The sequence below is a fragment of the Mycobacterium sp. D16Q16 genome, assembly GCF_002013745.1.
Lineage (GTDB): Bacteria > Actinomycetota > Actinomycetes > Mycobacteriales > Mycobacteriaceae > Mycobacterium.
This window is the reverse complement of record NZ_MAEY01000013.1, coordinates 213097-229552: the sequence shown is the minus strand read 5'-3', so window position 1 is coordinate 229552 and position 16456 is coordinate 213097. Positions and strand designations below refer to the sequence as shown.

General features: G+C 66.2%; 25 protein-coding genes, 2 tRNA genes and 1 pseudogene. 14 read left to right on the top strand and 14 right to left on the bottom strand.

Annotated elements, in window-relative coordinates:
• Nucleotides 1-36: 36 nt before the first annotated feature.
• A complete protein-coding gene (locus B4394_RS14465; RefSeq protein WP_078290653.1) occupies nt 37-261 on the bottom strand; it encodes a hypothetical protein in 225 nt (74 codons plus the stop codon).
• Between the two features lie 113 nt (nt 262-374).
• Between B4394_RS14465 and B4394_RS14460 the strand changes: the two genes are divergently transcribed.
• Nucleotides 375-980 carry a TetR/AcrR family transcriptional regulator gene (locus tag B4394_RS14460; RefSeq protein WP_078311257.1) on the top strand — a complete coding sequence of 202 codons (606 nt, stop codon included), beginning with the start codon at nt 375-377 and terminating at the stop codon, nt 978-980.
• Between the two features lie 36 nt (nt 981-1016).
• Here the strand turns inward: B4394_RS14460 and B4394_RS14455 are convergent, their stop codons facing one another.
• From B4394_RS14455 to B4394_RS14440, 4 genes are all read right to left on the bottom strand, one after another.
• Nucleotides 1017-1514: a DinB family protein gene (locus B4394_RS14455; protein WP_078311258.1), complete on the bottom strand. Its 498-nt coding sequence runs from the start codon at nt 1512-1514 to the stop codon at nt 1017-1019.
• A gap of 73 nt (nt 1515-1587) precedes the next feature.
• On the bottom strand, nt 1588-2019 hold the full coding sequence (locus B4394_RS14450; protein WP_078311259.1) for an SRPBCC family protein: 432 nt from the start codon (nt 2017-2019) through the stop codon (nt 1588-1590).
• A gap of 28 nt (nt 2020-2047) precedes the next feature.
• Nucleotides 2048-2123 (bottom strand) — tRNA-Arg (locus tag B4394_RS14445).
• Nucleotides 2124-2171: 48 nt separating this feature from the next.
• Nucleotides 2172-2260, bottom strand: a tRNA-Ser gene (locus B4394_RS14440).
• 135 nt (nt 2261-2395) lie between these two features.
• Between B4394_RS14440 and hisC the strand changes: the two genes are divergently transcribed.
• On the top strand, nt 2396-3472 hold the full coding sequence (gene hisC, locus B4394_RS14435) for a histidinol-phosphate transaminase (protein ID WP_286142070.1): 1077 nt from the start codon (nt 2396-2398) through the stop codon (nt 3470-3472).
• Here the strand turns inward: hisC and B4394_RS14430 are convergent.
• Entirely contained in the window at nt 3469-4740 is a 1272-nt protein-coding gene (locus tag B4394_RS14430) for a thioester domain-containing protein (protein WP_078315425.1), read from the bottom strand. The two genes, hisC and B4394_RS14430, sit on opposite strands and share 4 nt — an antisense overlap.
• Nucleotides 4741-5157: 417 nt before the next feature.
• On the opposite strand from B4394_RS14430, the gene B4394_RS14425 reads away from it, so the two are divergent.
• Nucleotides 5158-6081: a family 2A encapsulin nanocompartment shell protein gene (locus B4394_RS14425; protein ID WP_078290701.1), complete on the top strand. Its 924-nt coding sequence runs from the start codon at nt 5158-5160 to the stop codon at nt 6079-6081.
• Nucleotides 6068-7957: a family 2A encapsulin nanocompartment cargo protein cysteine desulfurase gene (locus tag B4394_RS14420; protein ID WP_078315424.1), complete on the top strand. Its 1890-nt coding sequence runs from the start codon at nt 6068-6070 to the stop codon at nt 7955-7957. The genes B4394_RS14425 and B4394_RS14420 overlap by 14 nt, the downstream gene beginning before the upstream one ends.
• A gap of 76 nt (nt 7958-8033) precedes the next feature.
• Here B4394_RS14420 and B4394_RS14415 read toward each other — a convergent pair whose 3' ends face one another.
• Genes B4394_RS14415 through B4394_RS14405 form a run of 3 tightly spaced genes read right to left on the bottom strand, consistent with a single transcriptional unit; the run spans nt 8034 to nt 9825 of the window.
• The gene (locus B4394_RS14415; RefSeq protein ID WP_078315422.1) at nt 8034-8369 is read right to left on the bottom strand and encodes a cupin domain-containing protein; all 336 of its coding nucleotides are present in this window, start codon (nt 8367-8369) and stop codon (nt 8034-8036) included.
• Nucleotides 8351-9028: a helix-turn-helix transcriptional regulator gene (locus tag B4394_RS14410; RefSeq protein ID WP_078315420.1), complete on the bottom strand. Its 678-nt coding sequence runs from the start codon at nt 9026-9028 to the stop codon at nt 8351-8353. Before B4394_RS14410 ends, B4394_RS14415 begins: the two co-directional genes overlap by 19 nt.
• Nucleotides 9025-9825 (bottom strand): class I SAM-dependent methyltransferase, encoded by an 801-nt coding sequence (locus B4394_RS14405; protein ID WP_078315419.1) that lies wholly within the window; start codon nt 9823-9825, stop codon nt 9025-9027. The genes B4394_RS14410 and B4394_RS14405 overlap by 4 nt, the downstream gene beginning before the upstream one ends.
• A 115-nt stretch (nt 9826-9940) precedes the next feature.
• Here B4394_RS14405 and B4394_RS14400 point away from each other — a divergent pair, with 115 nt between their 5' ends.
• The 4 genes and pseudogenes from B4394_RS14400 (at nt 9941) to B4394_RS14390 (ending at nt 11499) form a co-directional block, all read left to right on the top strand.
• Complete coding sequence (locus B4394_RS14400; RefSeq protein ID WP_078315417.1) at nt 9941-10462, top strand: OsmC family protein; 522 nt, start codon at nt 9941-9943, stop codon at nt 10460-10462.
• Nucleotides 10463-10633: 171 nt separating this feature from the next.
• Nucleotides 10634-10726, top strand: a pseudogene (locus tag B4394_RS25765) (hypothetical protein); the annotation flags it as partial.
• 230 nt (nt 10727-10956) lie between these two features.
• Nucleotides 10957-11154 (top strand): helix-turn-helix domain-containing protein, encoded by a 198-nt coding sequence (locus B4394_RS14395; protein WP_078315415.1) that lies wholly within the window; start codon nt 10957-10959, stop codon nt 11152-11154.
• A gap of 150 nt (nt 11155-11304) precedes the next feature.
• Complete coding sequence (locus B4394_RS14390; protein WP_078315414.1) at nt 11305-11499, top strand: helix-turn-helix domain-containing protein; 195 nt, start codon at nt 11305-11307, stop codon at nt 11497-11499.
• Nucleotides 11500-11502: 3 nt separating this feature from the next.
• Here the strand turns inward: B4394_RS14390 and B4394_RS14385 are convergent, their stop codons facing one another.
• The 5 genes from B4394_RS14385 to B4394_RS14365 are packed head-to-tail and all read right to left on the bottom strand — an operon-like array spanning nt 11503 to nt 14441.
• Nucleotides 11503-11790: a hypothetical protein gene (locus tag B4394_RS14385; RefSeq protein ID WP_078315413.1), complete on the bottom strand. Its 288-nt coding sequence runs from the start codon at nt 11788-11790 to the stop codon at nt 11503-11505.
• A complete protein-coding gene (locus B4394_RS14380) occupies nt 11787-13118 on the bottom strand; it encodes an AAA family ATPase (RefSeq protein WP_078315412.1) in 1332 nt (443 codons plus the stop codon). Before B4394_RS14380 ends, B4394_RS14385 begins: the two co-directional genes overlap by 4 nt.
• Entirely contained in the window at nt 13115-13729 is a 615-nt protein-coding gene (locus B4394_RS26035; protein WP_502688527.1) for a hypothetical protein, read from the bottom strand. The genes B4394_RS14380 and B4394_RS26035 overlap by 4 nt, the downstream gene beginning before the upstream one ends.
• Complete coding sequence (locus tag B4394_RS25420; protein WP_176138317.1) at nt 13726-14094, bottom strand: hypothetical protein; 369 nt, start codon at nt 14092-14094, stop codon at nt 13726-13728. Before B4394_RS25420 ends, B4394_RS26035 begins: the two co-directional genes overlap by 4 nt.
• Nucleotides 14094-14441, bottom strand: coding sequence for a hypothetical protein (locus B4394_RS14365; RefSeq protein WP_139360200.1), 348 nt, complete (start codon nt 14439-14441; stop codon nt 14094-14096). Before B4394_RS14365 ends, B4394_RS25420 begins: the two co-directional genes overlap by 1 nt.
• 197 nt (nt 14442-14638) lie before the next feature.
• Here B4394_RS14365 and B4394_RS14360 point away from each other — a divergent pair, with 197 nt between their 5' ends.
• From B4394_RS14360 to B4394_RS14335, 6 genes are all read left to right on the top strand, one after another.
• Complete coding sequence (locus tag B4394_RS14360) at nt 14639-14818, top strand: hypothetical protein (protein ID WP_078315410.1); 180 nt, start codon at nt 14639-14641, stop codon at nt 14816-14818.
• A complete protein-coding gene (locus B4394_RS14355; RefSeq protein WP_078315409.1) occupies nt 14815-15219 on the top strand; it encodes a hypothetical protein in 405 nt (134 codons plus the stop codon). Before B4394_RS14360 ends, B4394_RS14355 begins: the two co-directional genes overlap by 4 nt.
• Nucleotides 15220-15230: 11 nt before the next feature.
• Nucleotides 15231-15419 (top strand): hypothetical protein, encoded by a 189-nt coding sequence (locus tag B4394_RS26030; RefSeq protein WP_078315408.1) that lies wholly within the window; start codon nt 15231-15233, stop codon nt 15417-15419.
• On the top strand, nt 15416-15763 hold the full coding sequence (locus tag B4394_RS14345) for a VOC family protein (protein WP_078315407.1): 348 nt from the start codon (nt 15416-15418) through the stop codon (nt 15761-15763). The genes B4394_RS26030 and B4394_RS14345 overlap by 4 nt, the downstream gene beginning before the upstream one ends.
• A gap of 130 nt (nt 15764-15893) precedes the next feature.
• Complete coding sequence (locus tag B4394_RS14340) at nt 15894-16190, top strand: helix-turn-helix domain-containing protein (RefSeq protein WP_286142069.1); 297 nt, start codon at nt 15894-15896, stop codon at nt 16188-16190.
• Between the two features lie 81 nt (nt 16191-16271).
• Complete coding sequence (locus B4394_RS14335) at nt 16272-16454, top strand: helix-turn-helix domain-containing protein (RefSeq protein WP_176138316.1); 183 nt, start codon at nt 16272-16274, stop codon at nt 16452-16454.
• Nucleotides 16455-16456: the final 2 nt, after the last annotated feature.

Below are 16456 nucleotides of genomic sequence, written 5' to 3'. Positions count from 1 at the left end.
GTCCCAGGTGCGACCGCCACGGTTACCCGCAGGCGTCTACGGGTACACCCGGTAACAGTTCGTCCCGCCGATGCCGAGCACATACACGGTGTCGCAGCGCGTGAAACTGCCGTCGGGCGCGTAGTCCGACTCGCAGACGCCGCCACCGTTACCCCACACCACAACGTTTCCGCACGGAGCCGCCGCGGCCGGACCTGCCAGCGCGACGCCCCCGGCCGCCAGCACGGCGGCGATACCCACTGAGGCCAGTAGTTTCCGCATGTCAGTTGCCTCTTCTTCATGCTCCCGGCCTCACCCTGACGCCGGATCTACCCTTAGAACGTTTCCTTTTTTGGAAAAGTTTCCCTAAATGGAAGGTTTGTTACTATGGCCACATGCCACCGACCAGCGGCCTGCGCGAGCAGAAAAAGTCCGAGACCAAGCTGGCGCTGAGCCGCGCCGCCCTGGAACTGGCACTGGACCGGGGCGACCTTGCGGCGGTCACGGTCGACGAGATCGCGGACGCTGCGCGCGTCTCGTCGCGTACCTTTCGCAACTACTTCACCAGCAAGGAAGACGCCGTACTGTTCTTGATGCGCCAGTACGGCGACACCGGAGTGGAGCTGCTGTGCTCACGCCCCGACGAGGAACCGATCATCGATTCACTCGAGGCAACCATGTTGGGCCTGGTCACCTCCGAGGCCATCGATACCGTTGTCGCGGTCACGCGCCTCGCCAAGCTGAGCCCCGGATTGGCCGCCCACGCCGCGGCAGAACCAAGCAACGAGGACGGCTCCGTGCTTGCCGAAGTCGCGCGGCGCACCGGCCTGGACCGCGACCTCGACCTGTATCCGCGCCTGGTCTGCAATGCCGCCTACGCTGTGCTTTCGACGATCATCCAGTTGGCAAGCACCGATACGGGACTGCAGGGAGAACCCGAAGAGATTGTCCGACAGGGCTTCCGACAGCTGCGCGGCGGGCTATCGACGCCTGGGGCCTAGGAATGGGTCACATGATGACGGGCCGGGGGGACCGGACTACCGCTGCGTGATGATCTGCTCTCGCAAGATGTCGGCGTGGCCGCAATGCTGTGCCAACTCCCTGAGCACATGCAAGTACACCCAGCGCAAGGGCAATGGACCTCGCCTGTTGCCCATGACCAGATCGTCCAGGGCAAGTGGAGCGACCCGTTGCTTCGACGCGGCACAAGCATCGCGGTATCGGCGCTGGACAGACAGGATGTCATCTGCGGGTTCCAGAACAAACGACTCGTCGGGAGTCAAGGGAAGTCTCAGATCAGCGCGGGAGCGACATGTGATCGCCTCGTTGAACCACACCCCCTCCACAAACGTCACATGCTTGACCAAACCGAGGAGCGTGGTGCGGGAAGGAACCAGCGAGCGCCGGGCCTCCTCCTCGGTCAAACCATCGAGACAATCGTGGAGCAAGGACCTGTGCTCATCGAGGAACACATCGAACTGATCGCGAAGACTCGCGCCAAACGTAGCTAACTCCGTCGTACGCGCCGCCGTCATGCTGTAAGTCTATCGGCGCAGGTAGCGCCCCGTCTTGCGAGGCGCAGCGAACCCCTGCACCGCGCCCACGGGATCACGGGCGCGGCTGATCCAGCAGTTTGGCAATGCCGTACAACTCGGTCTCCTGGATCTCTTTGACGACCCGAAGCAGAATCCGTTCATCGACGTCGTCGAGATTGACACCTCTGTTTGTCACCGTCAGCAGCGTGCCGCCCTCGTGCTCACGAAAGGCCACGTGACGTGTCCACCGGGCCGACTGCCCCGTGCCGGCGTGGGCGTGAAGCCCCAGGGTCAAATGCTCGTAGGGGACGGCGTCGAGAAACTCGACCTCGAATACACCGGTGAACCGAGTTCCCACCACCTGAACGGTGGTCATCGTGAACGTGCTCCCCACGGTGACGTCCACCGGCGGGGTGTCAGGTTTGCCCCACCACGATGCCGGATCGACGAGAGCCGACCACACATCATGGGGAGGGTGCGGGAAATACCGTTGAACCTGTGTCATAGCTTCTCACTCACTCGAGAAGAAGTCCTGGTGCGCCCGAAGGGATTCGAACCCCTAACCTTCTGATCCGTAGTCAGATGCTCTATCCGTTGAGCTACGGGCGCGTGCTATTCAATTGTTGCAGGTCAACAGGTTTGGCCTGCAGACCGACGCGGAGGCGAGAGGATTTGAACCTCCGGTCCCCCGTAAAGGGGACAACTCATTAGCAGTGAGTCCCATTCGGCCGCTCTGGCACGCCTCCTGAACTTCCCGAGCGGTACTCCGAACCCATAAATGGATTCGGAACCGCCGAGGGCACAGAGTACAGGCCCGCGCGGCCGGAAGGCAAAGCCGTCGGTCGTCGTCCGGTCCAACATGCACCGATAGTCTGATGGCCGTGTCTGATCCTCGTCGCGCACGCGGCTCATCGGTCCCCGCGCGACTACGCCCCGAGCTGACCGAGCTGCCGGCGTACACCCCGGGCCGCACCGTCCCCGGCGCCATCAAGCTGGCCAGTAACGAGACCGTGCAGGGACCGCTTCCCAGCGTCCGGGCAGCCATCGTCGAGGCCACCGCACGGATCAACCGGTACCCCGACAACGGGTACGCCGAGCTGCGCTCGCACCTGGCCAAGCACGTGGACATGGCGCCCGAACACATCGCGGTGGGATGCGGATCTGTGAGCCTGTGCCAGCAGCTTGTACAAATCACCGCGACGGTCGGCGATGAGGTGCTGTTCGGCTGGCGCTCCTTCGAGACGTACCCCCTGGTGGTGCGTGTGGCCGGCGCCACCCCGGTCCAGGTGCCGCTGACCGACTACACCTACGACCTTGATGCCATGGCCGCCGCCGTGACAGACGCCACGCGGCTGATCTTCGTCTGCAACCCGAACAACCCGACCGGCACCGTGGTGCCGCCCGCCGATCTGCGGCGGTTCGTCGAGACGGTGCCGGCTCATATCCTCATCGCGATCGACGAGGCCTACATCGAGTACGTACGCGAGGACTTCACCGATGGCATCGCACTGGTGCGCGATCACCCCAATGTGGTTGTGTTGCGCACCTTCTCAAAGGCCTATGGCCTGGCGGGTCTGCGCGTGGGCTATGCGATCGGCGATCCTGACGTGATCGCCACGCTGGGCAAGGTGTACGTACCGTTCAGCGCATCCAGCCTCGCTCAGGCCGCCGCCGTGGCCTCGCTCGGTGCCGCGGAAGAGCTCCTCACCCGGACCAATGATGTTGTCGCCGAGCGTATCCGGGTAACCAGTGCACTCCGGGAGGCAGGGTACGACGTGCCACCATCGCAGGCGAACTTCGTATGGTTACCGCTGGCCGAACGCTCGACAGAGTTCGCGCAGGCCTCCGCAGAGGCTCGAATCATCGTGCGCCCTTTCGGAACCGACGGTGTACGGGTAACCATTGGGGCGCCCGAGGAGAACGACGCATTCCTTGAATTCGCGCGCGCCTGGCGCTAGCTCACCCGCGAAAGTTGTGCTGCTTCGGCCCACTCGACGGTGAGCTCGACGACCTCCCGCGCATCCGGGAGCACCAATGCCAGCGGTGTCAACGGCCCCGCAGCCACTCCGGTGAGTACGCGGGCGCTCGCTACCGGGTCAACCACCGAGACCGTCACCGCGGCAACGCACTCCGCGGGACGCACATAGAAGCGCGTACCTGAGTCCACCAGTCCCGTGAGCTCGGCCCCGGAGATGTCCATTGCCTTGGCGCCCTCGGAGAGTGAAAGCAGAACCGGGCGCTGCGAATCCACCACAAACGGACCCATGAGGCCCGCGGCCATGACCGCCTGCGAGTCATCGATCACGGGGGGATGGCCCACCTGACCGGCGGCGATCAGCGACTGCTCCAATAGGTACTGGTACAGCTGCACGACACGGTCGGCGTTGCGGTGGTTGCGCGCATCATGCAGCCAGAACTCGACACCCTCGACGTCATCGGTGCCGCCCTGCACATACAGGCGATAGAAGCGATAGCCGAGATCCGGTGCACCATGCTGAGTTTCGGCGACCGTTGCACCCACGCCCAATGTCTTGACGTATCGCGCCTCACCTTGAGCGAAGCTCAACTCCGAGGAGGACACCTCACGCCATACAGCGCCATTGACAGATGCGTGCAGCCGAACGCTGGCCGACTTCTGCCCCACACCGGTACGCACTGTGAGGCCGCCCAGCTGCGGGCGTTCCTTGAATTCAAACTCGATGAAGGACGGCGACTTTCGGGTCGCTGTGGGCACGTTGCGCGCCACGGTGTCCAGCTCCACGCCGTTGGTGAGGAACCAGATGGCCGCCTGCGTTCCGGCGATGGCCTCGTGGTCCTTGATATTGGCCTCACTCAGGTATCCGGCCGCGCGCAACCGGCGACTCAGCTGCGCCGTCGACAACGCAGGGAACGAGTTGGCCAAGATCCAGGCGACCTGCGATTCGCGGGTGCGAGCCCGCAGGTTCGCCACCGACAGCCAGTCCGCCACCGCGTAGCCCGACGGCAGGTTGGGTGCGATCCCCGCGATATCCAGCGAGTACGCCGCGATGGTGGGGTTGAGGCGAATTAAATCTGTGCGAGCCGAAGTGCCGTCAGTGAACACGACCTCGTCCACGGTGGACGAATAGGTGCCCCCGCGGTACCTAGTCAGGCGCTGTGGGAGCACCTCGGCGTTGTGGCCGTGACGCCTCCCAGTGATGCGGGCAGACGGCCATTCGACGAGCGATAGCAAAGAATGAGTGGTCATGGGTTGGTTGATCCTTGTGCCGGCGGATTGCAGCCCAGAAGCTCGATAACGTCGAAGGACGTTCTGCTGGGATGCCAGGGGCGGGGTTAGGGAATCAACAACAACAGCAACACACGGCGGCGCTGCGCGCCCCGAAGGTGTCGGCGCGCAGCCCGCTGATCGCCCGAAGTCGGTGCGATGGTGCGACGTGCTGCATGCATCCAGTCTACGTACGTCTGGCCAGGCGGCCGGATTTTTGCCGGCTCTCCACCCCACCGCGGGCACCCGCGCGGCGAACCCGCCGCGCTACCGCGGGTCACCCAAACCCCGTCCTGCGGAGTTTGGCGCACGGGTGTTCGTTACCTGATGCGCCGACCCAATCCCGATTAGGATTTCAGACATCAGGTCTTAATCCCATTCGCCCAGGAGGAAACCGCTGTGCCCGCTGCCAAGAACGAATCCCAGGCCCTCGGCGATCTCGCCGCACGGCAGCTAGCCAATGCCACCAAGACCGTCCCTCAGCTGTCGACGATCACCCCGCGGTGGCTACTGCACCTGCTGAACTGGGTCCCCGTCGAGGCCGGCATCTACCGCGTGAACCGCGTGATCAACCCCGACAAGGTTGCGATCCACAGCGAAGAGCAGGGCGAGGGTGAGGCCCCGCTGCCGCAGACCTACGTCGATTACGAGACCAACCCGCGCGAGTACACGCTGCGGACCATCTCAACGCTGCTCGACATCAACACCCGGGTCTCTGATCTGTACTCCAGCCCGCACGACCAGATCGCCCAGCAGCTGCGCCTGACCATCGAGTCCATCAAGGAACGTCAGGAAAGCGAGCTCATCAACAACGCCGAGTACGGCCTGCTGGCCCAGGCGACGCCAGAGCAGACCATCAAGACCCTCGGTGGCGCCCCCACCCCGGATGACCTGGACGCCCTGATCACCAAGGTGTGGAAGACCCCCGGCTTCTTCCTGACCCACCCGCTGGGTGTGGCGGCATTCGGCCGCGAGGCCACCCGCCGCGGCGTGCCGCCGGTTGTGGTGAGCCTGTTCGGTGCGCAGTTCATCACCTGGCGCGGTATCCCGATCATCCCGTCGGACAAGGTTCCCGTGAAGGACGCCAAGACCAAGATCCTGCTGGTGCGCACCGGCGAGGAGCGCCAGGGCGTCGTCGGCCTGTTCCAGCCCGGTCTGGTCGGAGAGCAGGCGCCGGGTCTCTCGGTGCGGTTCACCGGCATCAACCGGTCGGCCATCGCCTCATACCTCGTCACCCTGTATTCGTCGCTGGCTGTGCTGACCGATGACGCACTTGCCGTTCTCGACGATGTGCAGGTGGACAAGTTCCATGTCTACAAGTGACGCGATTCCGGTAACCGACAGCCCACCTGGCTTCCCATCCGCGGCGGAGCTGTCGGCCTTGGCCACTCAGCTGTTCTGGGAGGCAACACCTTCCGGAGCACCGGGTATCGACACTCCGGGGCCGGCCGTACCCGTGGCGCCCCGGGGCAACGTCCCGGACGCGACCGCGGGCTCGTCCGCCGCAGCCACGGCAGGCTCGTTGGCCAGTCCGTACGCACCGGCACCGGTGGCGGACGCCCTGTCGACGGCAACGGTGGCTCCGCCGGTTACGGCCTTCGGTTCGGCGACCCCCGACGGAATTCCCGGAGCGGTGCCGGTGGCTCCGCGCGGTGGTGGCGGTGACCTGACATCGGGTACATCCGCCGCACACACCACCGCAACCGGTTATCCGACTTATCCCACGACGGGGTTGGCCGATTTCGCCGTTCCCTCGGGGCTGGTTCCGACGATCCCCGGGGTGCTCGCAATCCCTTCGGTGAACTCCGGCGCACCAGCCGCCACCTCACCTCGCGTGGCTCCGCACTCGGATGCACCCGGGGTGCCGAACCTGGGTTGGACGACCCCGGTGGCGCCGACCGGCGGCGACGAGGCGAACTATTACTTCCTGGGCGGGGCGCCGGCCGCGGCACCAATTCACGAAGACGCGCGCGCCTTCGATGTCGCGTCGATTCGGGCGGATTTCCCGATCCTGTCCGAGACAGTGAACGGTAAGCCACTGATCTGGTTCGACAACGCCGCGACCACGCAGAAGCCGCAGTCGGTGATCGATCGGCTGGTGCACTTCTACCAGCACGAGAACTCGAATATCCACCGTGCCGCACACGAATTGGCGGCACGGGCCACCGACGCGTACGAGGATGCCCGCGGCGCCGTCCGCAAGTTCCTGGGCGCCGAGGCGGACGAGAACATCATCTTTGTGCGCGGGGCCACCGAGGCCATCAACCTGGTGGCGCACGCCTGGGGCGGCAAGCACCTCGGGCACGGGGACGAGATCGTCATCACCCACTTGGAGCACCACGCCAATATCGTTCCGTGGCAGCAGATCGCGAAGAAGACCGGCGCCGTCATCAAGGTGGCCCCGGTGGACGACGCCGGTAACCTGCTGTTGTCCGAGCTGGAAGACTTGGTCGGTCCGCGTACCAAACTGGTTGCGGCCACCCAGGTTTCCAACGCGCTGGGCACGGTGACACCAGCCAAGCAGATCGTCGAGATCGCGCACCGCTATGGCGCACGCGTACTCATCGACGGTGCGCAATCGGTACCGCACCTCACGGTGAACCTGCAGGAACTCGGCGCCGATTTCTTCGTCTTCTCGGGTCATAAGATTTACGGCCCCACCGGGATCGGCGTGCTGTACGGCAGCGAGGACGCGCTGGCCGAGACACCACCGTGGCAGGGCGGGGGCAACATGATCGCCGATGTCACCCTGGAGCGCGCGGTGTTCCAGGGTCCGCCCAACAAGTTCGAGGCGGGCACCGGCAACATCGCGGACGCCGTCGGACTGGGTGAGGCACTGCGGTATGTGGAGCGCATCGGCATCGACCGGATCGCTGAATACGAACATGCGCTGCTGGAGTACGCCACACCGCAGTTGGCCGCGATCCCCGGCGTAACGCTGGTCGGAACGGCCGATCACAAGGCGTCGGTGCTGTCGTTCGTGCTCGACGGACACGATCCGGTGGAAGTTGGCAAGGCGCTCAACGCCGACGGCATCGCGGTGCGCGCCGGGCACCACTGCGCGCAGCCGATTCTGCGCCGGCTGGGGCTGGAGCAGACGGTGCGGCCGTCGTTCGCGTTTTACAACACCTTTGACGAGATCGACGTCTTCATCGACGCGGTGCGGCGCCTGGCGGAAAGCGGCGGGCCCAAGGCGTAGAGCAGCGTTCGTCGAGTGCATACCGCGCGCAGGCATCTCATCGAAATGCCCTGCACCTGATATGCACTCGACGAGCTCAGCCCGCCCGGCCCACCACCGTCAGCAGCACCGCCGAGTCTTCGACCGCGGTGAGGTCATGCCGCTCTCGCGGGATTACCACGTAATCGCCGGCGGCCAGCGCGGCCTTCGCGGTCGCCGTCGCGAGCTCCACCCGCCCACTGAGCACCAATAATGTTGCTTCGCCAGGGTTTTCGTGTTCGGCAAGCTTATGGCCGGCACCGAGGGCCAACACCACCTGCTTCAGTGCGTGGTCCCTGCCACCGTGCACCGTGTGCGCGGACCGACCACTGTGCGCGTTCCGCGCTGTTTCGGCCTGCTCCTCCCCTAGAGCAGTTATCGAGATGACATCCATGACTTATCTCCCTTCACCTGTGGATCCAGAGTCAGGCTGACCGTGCAGTCCCCGTGACCGGCATCCGGTGCGACAGTCACCTGGAACTGCCCGCCGACCGCCTCGGCGTTGACATCGAGAACTTCTTGGATGAGACCCCGCTGGATTCCGCGAACCACTTCCGGGGCAGTCTCGGCGATCTCGGCAAGTGGACAGGAACAAATCTGCACGGTGGTTCGCCCAAAGGACATCAGCGTGGAGTGCACTGTAAACCCCAATTCTCCAAGGGTTTCCACGACCAAATCGGCCGCAGGGATCGCGGCCCGGTGCCGTGCCACGTTTACCCGGTGTGCCAGATCGGCCCCCACCAACGCCGCTCGTGATTCGCGCTCGGCGGGGGTGCCACCGAGATGAACTGCGAACAGTGACACGACATCGGCGTAGTCGAGCCGTGGGGCGATCGCGTAGGCGAGGCTGGGCCTGCCCGCCTTCTGGCCTGCACTGCCACCGCGCCGGACGATCTGCCCCTGCTCTTCCAGGGTCTTGAGGTGGAAGCGCGCCGTGGTGATGTGGATCCGCAGACTATCGGCGATGTGCTGCGCACCGACCGGCTGCGGCGCCTCCCTCAGCAGCCCCAGGACGCGCTCCCGCTGTTGACCCGCCCCGCGGTGAGCCGTCATTCGGGCCGGACTCCCACCACGGCGACCGCCGTCAGCGCATCTCTGTGGTGCCGAAACGTACGGCGCATCGCGAGCACTCGCTTGCGCGCGGCGCCATGCAGCAGAACGTTTTTCAACAGCCGCAAAGCTCCAACAATGCCCTCATCGGCGATGACGCGCCGCGGGTTGAGCAGCGCCATCGGCGCCCGGTCGGTGCTCACCACCTCGAATCCGGACGCCCTCAACAACTCGCTCCACTCGGCCACGGTGAGCGGCCGGGCGTTGACCTTGATCGAGCGGGCTAGGGCCCGGCGAATGTCGTCCTTGGTGGCGGTGTCCACGGAGTCCGGTGTCAGCCCAAGCTCGTGGATCGCGTACCGCCCGCCCGGCCGCAACACCCGGTAGGCCTCGTCCACGATGGCCCGCTTGGCCTTATCGGTCTGCATCGTCAGCATTGCCTCGCCGACCACGACATCGGCGCTGGCATCGGGCAGCCCCGTCCTGGCGGCGTCCGCGACGATCACGCGGCCACCACACGGTGCGACAACGTCGCGCACCGATGAGATAGCCGCCGCGGTGTCATCGACACCGACATAGGACCGCGGGTGCAGCGCCACGATGTCGCGCGCGGTCCGGCCGAGCCCCGGCCCGAGCTCCACCACATCGGCGTCAGTCACCTTTCCGGCGGCCAGGAGACGGGTGGTCAGCTCAAGCCCGCCCGGACGCAAGACGCGCTTGCCCAGTCGCGCGAGCAGCCAGTGCCCGGGAAGGTCTTCGTCCCTGCGCCCGGCCAGTGGGAGCGTTTCTCTGTCAGCCATGATTCCACTTTAGAGGATACTTCTCCTTTTAAATAGGCCCACGCCCTCGGAGGGTTGGATTCACCACGGACGCAAACCTCCCTTCGCGGCGGTGATCGGACTAACGTCACCGCGCGTGACTGCCTCGACAACATCCCTCAACGCGATCACCGATGCGACCCGAGCGGCGGTCGCCGACAACCCGAGCGCCGCGACGGTGGTGTTCAAGGCGTCCGCCCAGCCGGAGGGCGCCGTCGGCAGCGAGATCACCCTCGGCAAGTACCGCGTCCACGTCGACGAGCCACCGAGCCTTGGCGGTCAGCACACGGCACCCAACCCCGTCGAGTACTACCTGGCATCGCTGCTGTCCTGCCAGGTCGTGACCTACCGCTTCTGGGCCGAGAGGCTGGGGATTCACGTCGACACGCTCAGCGCAAGCGCCGAGGGAGACCTCGATGTCCGCGGATTCTTCGGCCTGGACGACAGCGTCCGGCCAGGTTTCCAGCAGATCCGCGTCACGGTGACGGTCTCCGGGCCGGACAGCGACGAGCGGTACCGCGAACTTCAGGAAGCCGTGGACGCGCATTGCCCGGTGCTGGACCTGACCACCGGCTCCACTCCTGTGCGCACGCAACTGATCACGCGGCCGCAGTCGTAAATCTATTGCCGGGCGAGGGGCCTCGCTGAGAGGATCACCGGCGCCCCGCCCTAGACCGTGCTAACCGGTACGCGCGGTCCGCTGCTCACGCAGCTGGCGAGGGAGGCAGCCCGTTCGAGCCGGGCGGGAACCGGAACATCCGCAGCTGCGCACGGTCCAGCTGCGGCGTTAAGAGCGGTGGCGGAGGGATTTGAACCCCCGGACGGTGTTAGCCGTCTCTCGCTTTCAAGACGCCGCGAACTGGGTAAACAGGATGTTAGCTGATTAACCCGGTGTGTACTGACGTGCACCCGGATGCCCCCGTGGGAGTTCCCGCAGGAGGCGATTGTGTCAGAACGGTGTCAACTTTCACCCCTGCGACCAGCGCGGACACCCCTCCCCCGCGACGCTGTGTCTCAGCGTGCACGGTTGCCTCTCTGCCGGTCCCACGACACGCCGAAGGCACTGGCGACCTCTCAGTGGAGTATGTCGTATCTCCAGGAGACCATCAGTACATGAGCGAGAACGACGTGGCGGCCGAGCCGCCGAAGCTGTACACGATGGAGGAGGCCGCCCAGCGCTTGCGGGTGAGCCGTGAGTATCTCTACCGGATGAGGAAGAACGGCGACTTGATCGCGGTGCGGTTCGGCCGCCGCGTGTTGGTGGAGGCCACCGAGATCGACAGGGTGATCGCGGCCAACCGCGCGGCCTGATCTGAACGTGCAACAGGATCTGCAACGAGACCGGCAGCGGGTTATCCCGTTGCCGGTATTGCTGTTTGGGCACAGGACGCCCGGGACCGCGACGGAAAAGCTATACCGATTTCGTCTGCTGGTATCCCACGGAGGACATACCGTGCCCGCATGATCCCCAACGGCACAGAGCGCGTCCGCAGTCTGCTCAGCCTGCCCGAGGCCGCCGAGGAGTTGCGCATCAGCAGAAGCCAGATGTACCGGATGCGGGCGCAGGGCAGGCTCCGTGTGGTGCGGCTCGGCGCGCGGGTACTGGTGCCGTACAAGGAAATCGAGAGGCTGATCGACGAGGCGTTGGGCGACTGACGCCTACCCGTCGTGCTCGGCGCAGAGTGGTGGCCACCCGCTGCCGTCGCCGCCGCACACCACGCAGGTGATCGCGGACAGGTCCTCCGCTTCCTCGATGCGGTCGAACACCACGTCGGCGACCTCAGCCGAGGACGCGGTGACGGTGCCGATCGACAGCACCGCACCGCCGAACTCCTCGACGATCAGATCCGGGTCCAGGACCCGGAGTTCGCGGATCAGGTGCGCGTACAGCTGTGCCCACCCGGGCCACGGGCAGGCCGGCCACTGATGCGGTTCGGTGTCGGTCACAGGTACTGCCCCTGCCCCGGCAGCGTGGCCCGGTACCGCCCGCTGCCTATCTCGCGTAGCAGCGCGGCGGTGGACACCTCACCGCTTCCGGAAAGCACCGCACGCCTCACCATCTCGCGCAGGTCGCTGCCGGAGGTCTGATCCGGCAGGCGCGACGCGACTACTGCGGTGTCCACCTCGCCCGGGATCCCGCTCACCAGCGCGGTGAGGATGCGCGCCGCGGCGTCGCGGTCCGGGTAGCCCACCGTGACGATCGAGTCGAAGCGGCCGGTGCGGATCGCCGCGGCGTCGAGCGTGCTGGCATCGTTGGTGGAGGCGAGCGTCAGGATGCGGGCGTCGGGCTCGATGTCCATCGCCTGAAGGAGTTCCGACAGGCCCGCGCCCCCAGCCTCTCCGCGGTTCCGCACGTACAAATCGACATCTTCGAGCACGAGCAGGATGGGACCGCCAAGCCGCCGCGCCTCTTCGATCACCGCTGTGAGCAGGTGCTGGCCGGCCCGCGCCTCCACGTAGATCACGGTGAAGCCGCTGGCCAGCAGCTCCCGCGCCACCACCGCACTCACGGCGCTCTTGCCGGTCCCGGGCGGGCCGACGAGCAGCACCCCGCGCCTACATCCGAGACTGTGCGCGTTGAGCAGCTCGTGCTGGTCCCGCACCGCTCGTACGCCGAGATCGATCTCTGTCCAGACCTCGGGCGGCACCACGATGGTCTCGCGGCTCAGCGGGGGCAGGTCGATCACGGTGAACGTAATACCTCGGGCGAAAGTCGCCCTTATTGCCCTGCCGCGGTATGGGTTCAGCTGATCGGCGCGGGCCATGATCTGGTCCAGCACCGCCTGCGCCGCGAGCTGGTGCTCCCGCGCCGCGTACACGGTGACGGCGGGGTCATGGATGCTGTCCGCGCGACTCTCGATGCGGATCACCACCGGCACCTGCGCCACGGTGCCGGCGGGGAAACCGGCGCGTAGCGCCTGCGGATGCCGCACATGCTCACCCGCTGCGATCTCGGTCTGGGTGTAGCTGGGCGGGCCGGTGTGCTCGGGAGGCCCCACTTCCGCGGTGTGTGCGGAGATCAGCTCCGCCAGCGCCAGGGCAGCGGTCACGCGGGTGACGGCGGTGAGGTGGGCTTCCTCGTCGATCAACTCCGCGGAGGTGGCAGTTCCGGTGTGCCGCAGGGTGAATCTTTCGGCGGTTTCCGCGCGTGGCTCGGAGCTGGTGACGCCGAGCAGCAGCTCTCCGAGGGCGCGGAGCGCGGTGTGTTCGCCGTGTTCTGCCAGCCAGGCGGCGATGTCCGTGATCGGGGCGTGGCCGTTGGAGGTGATGCTCATCGGGTCTCCCGCACCATGATCGAGCCCGGCTCCGCGAGGATCCTGGACATGGTCTCTCGCTGCGTGTCGGTGAGCATGTCCTCCGTGTAGCCGTCCGACGCGAGCGCCGCCCACACCGTTCCGAACATCGGGCATCGCGGACACGTGCGCGGGCTGATGATCCCGAACGCACCCATCCTCGGCGGGTAGTCCCAGCCTGCCGTGTACGCCTCTTCCGGGGTGAGGATCTCCTCGACACCGCAGATCTCGCAGATGTGTCGAAGCGACATCGCCATCACACCGCGGCGAAGTTCACCAGTCGAGGGCATCAGCACATCACCCGCCGGGCGGTTGCTGTAGTGCGCCGCGTCGGGCACCGGAACCAGGGCGATCCCGCCCACGGCCACCGTCTCCCCGGCCAGCAGCTCGTCGAGCTCGGAGCGTGTGACGGTGACGACACCGCCGCTCGTGTCGGTGCTTGTTCGGTCGCCGTCCTCGACGGCGCGCACGGTGATCCGACCGCAAGGTGACCCGATGGCGCGGGCGCTCTGCGGGTCGTCGAGTTTGTCGAGCAACGAGGTGATGTTCCTGGTCGTGAGCTCGAGACGGTGGGTATCCGGGTCGTACTTCATCGGCGTCCCGCAAGGCGCGAACGCAATTCGTCCAGGGTGCGGAACTCACTGCGGGAAGCCACCTTCTCCGCCGCGTCATGAAGCACGTCGAGGGCGGCGACACCTTGCTGTGTGAGGAACCAGCGCCGCGTCGACGCGTAGCCGGTGCGGGCGTCAGCCTCGGCTGCGGCGGTACCCCACAGCGTGGGTGCCCACAGCTCCACCGCGGCGTCGACTGCATCTGGCTCTCCCAAGACGGCACGGACACCAAGGACTTCACCGGCAGACCAGACGTTCACGTAGTCGAACCAACCGTTCGCGCGCACCAGTCCTGCGCGCTCGCTCAGATCAGCAGCGCGGCGATCACGGTCTTCGGTAGTGGGCATCAGCCCTCCCCCCACTCTTCCTTCGGGGCTTCGGCTGCGTGCTCACCGCAGAGCGCCTGCAGCCAGCCGTTCGGCTTCTGCTGGATCCGCCCGGGCAACCCGCAGCGCTCGCACGTGCGGGTCGACTGCTCCTCGGCCGCGGTGATTCGTTCGTGAACGGCTTCAGCAAGCGCGGGGTCGCTCGCGGTGACGTAGACGCAGAGCACCCCGAACTTCTGCTTCACTTGCCGCACCGTGTGGCCCGGATCGATCTCGAGAAGGTCGCGTTGGAGGTCGGTCAGGATCTGCGCCCACCCGTCATCCGGGTCGATCCGCGGCCAGCCGTTCTGGGACTCTGGTTCCGTCATGTGGGCCAGTCTGACGGCCTCCACTGACACGTCGCGACCGAATATGCGGATGCATGAACTGGTGCATGTGCACCTGATCCGGCAACTTCGGCTGGACCAGCGGCGGCGTCGCGTGGTGTTGCAGGATCACCGAACGGGCTTGAGCGACTGCAGTTTTCCACTGATGGTTCGTCGGGAGCCCGTGGCACGATTTCGGCATGAGCAACGTTACCGCCACACGTCCGGTGATCCGCGCGAGCGTCTCGGACATCATGCAGCTGGCCGAGTTTCTGTCCACCCTCTTCGACGCTCCGGTGGCGATCACCGCGGTCGACGAAGCGGTACCGACGCCGGCGGAACGGCATCTGGTGATGATCGTGGCGGAGACGGCCGCGTGAGCTTCTGCGAGGACGACCCGACCGACGCGGAGAAGGCACGAATCAGGGAGGTGATCGAGTCACGTCCGCCCGATGCGATCACGGGCGAGGTGCGCATCATCGAGACCGACGACGTGGCGGCGGTGGCCGCGTTCCTCGCCGCTTGGTTCGACCTGACACCGGAGCCCGCACTGCCCAGCGGTGTCGTCCGGGTGGTCGTCGGAACCATCCTGTTCCGGGTCGAACCTGTGGAGGCGCCGAAGCGGCAATGGGTGCCGTTGGGTGCGCGCGCCTACGCCGCCGCGGTGGCCCGGGTTGCCGCGGCGGGGTTCACCGTCACACCGTCACCGACGCATCCCGAACGGGCTGGGCACGTCGAGCTCGGCGGCGTGACATTCCTGCTGCAGGAGCTGGCACGGTGAGGCTCCCCTGGATGCTCGCACTGTCGCCCGCCGACCGAGTCCGCTGCGTGTGGAACCTCGCGACTGCTGCGCTGCGGGGCGGGCTGCGGCAGGAGCTGACCTCGTGGCGGGAGACGGCCACCGCACTCGCTGCTGGGCTCGGCTCGGCCAAGGTGGAGTGGCTGGACTCCGACGACGCCGACGCAGTGGAGCGGCCGTGAGGCTCTCGCTGCTCGTGATCTACTGCCCCGAGCCGACTCTGCCGCGCGCCGCCCGGTTCTACGGTGCCGTGCTCGACGCAGAGCCGGTACGGGAACGGCACGGAGACAACGGGCCGCAGCACTGGTCGGTTACCTCGCCGGACGCGGGTCTCGTGATCGAGGTATATCCGTCCGGGCAACGGCCGCACACGTCGACCAGGTTAGAGTTCCGCGGCGATGCCGAGGCCGCGGTGACCCGGCTCCAGGACACGGCCTTCGCCCTGCCGGAGCGCACGCGAGACGGGCAGGGCTGGTGGTGCCACGACCCGATCGGCAACACGGTGGTGTTGCTGCGGACGGAGTAGCCGCGCCCCACACCACCATGACCGGGCCGCCGCGGTGATCATCCCGCCATGAGCACAGATCCGACCCCGTGTACGGACACCGAAGACCTGCGCGACGACGGCGAGCAGTGGGACGACGAGGAGCGCCGGGATGATGAGTAACTCGGATAGGTTCACCCACGCTGTGCCCAACCCCAGCGTCCGTAGGGACATCGCCGCTGCTGTGCGCGACGGCATCCCGGTCGAGCAGCTCGCGGAAGAGTTTGACATCAGCGTCTCTACCGTCCGCTCGTACGCAGCGGGATGGCAAGAGGCGCAGGCGAAGATCCGGCAGCTCGACCTCTGGGAGCGCGAGAGCATCATCCACGCTTGCGCACGCGGTGGACGGAAGCGCTGGGAACGGGAACTGGGCCCGGCGGTGGTGCGGGGGCTGTTGGGCGAGGAGTAGCAAACTCGACTATCGGTGTCGTCTGGCTCCGAAAGGCGTTGCGTTTCTGCAGATATGACACGCTGCGTGTCACACTTAGGTATGGACCAGCAAACAAGAGGCATCCCCGGGAAATTCTTCCCCTACGCGGTGCCTGACCAGGACACTCGACTCACTATCGCGCAGCGCGCACAGGCCGGCGAGTCCGTCTCGGCCCTCGCGGCCGAATACGGCATCTCCCCGCGCACCGTCATGCGGTACCGCGATGCTCTGGGAGGTGAGTGACG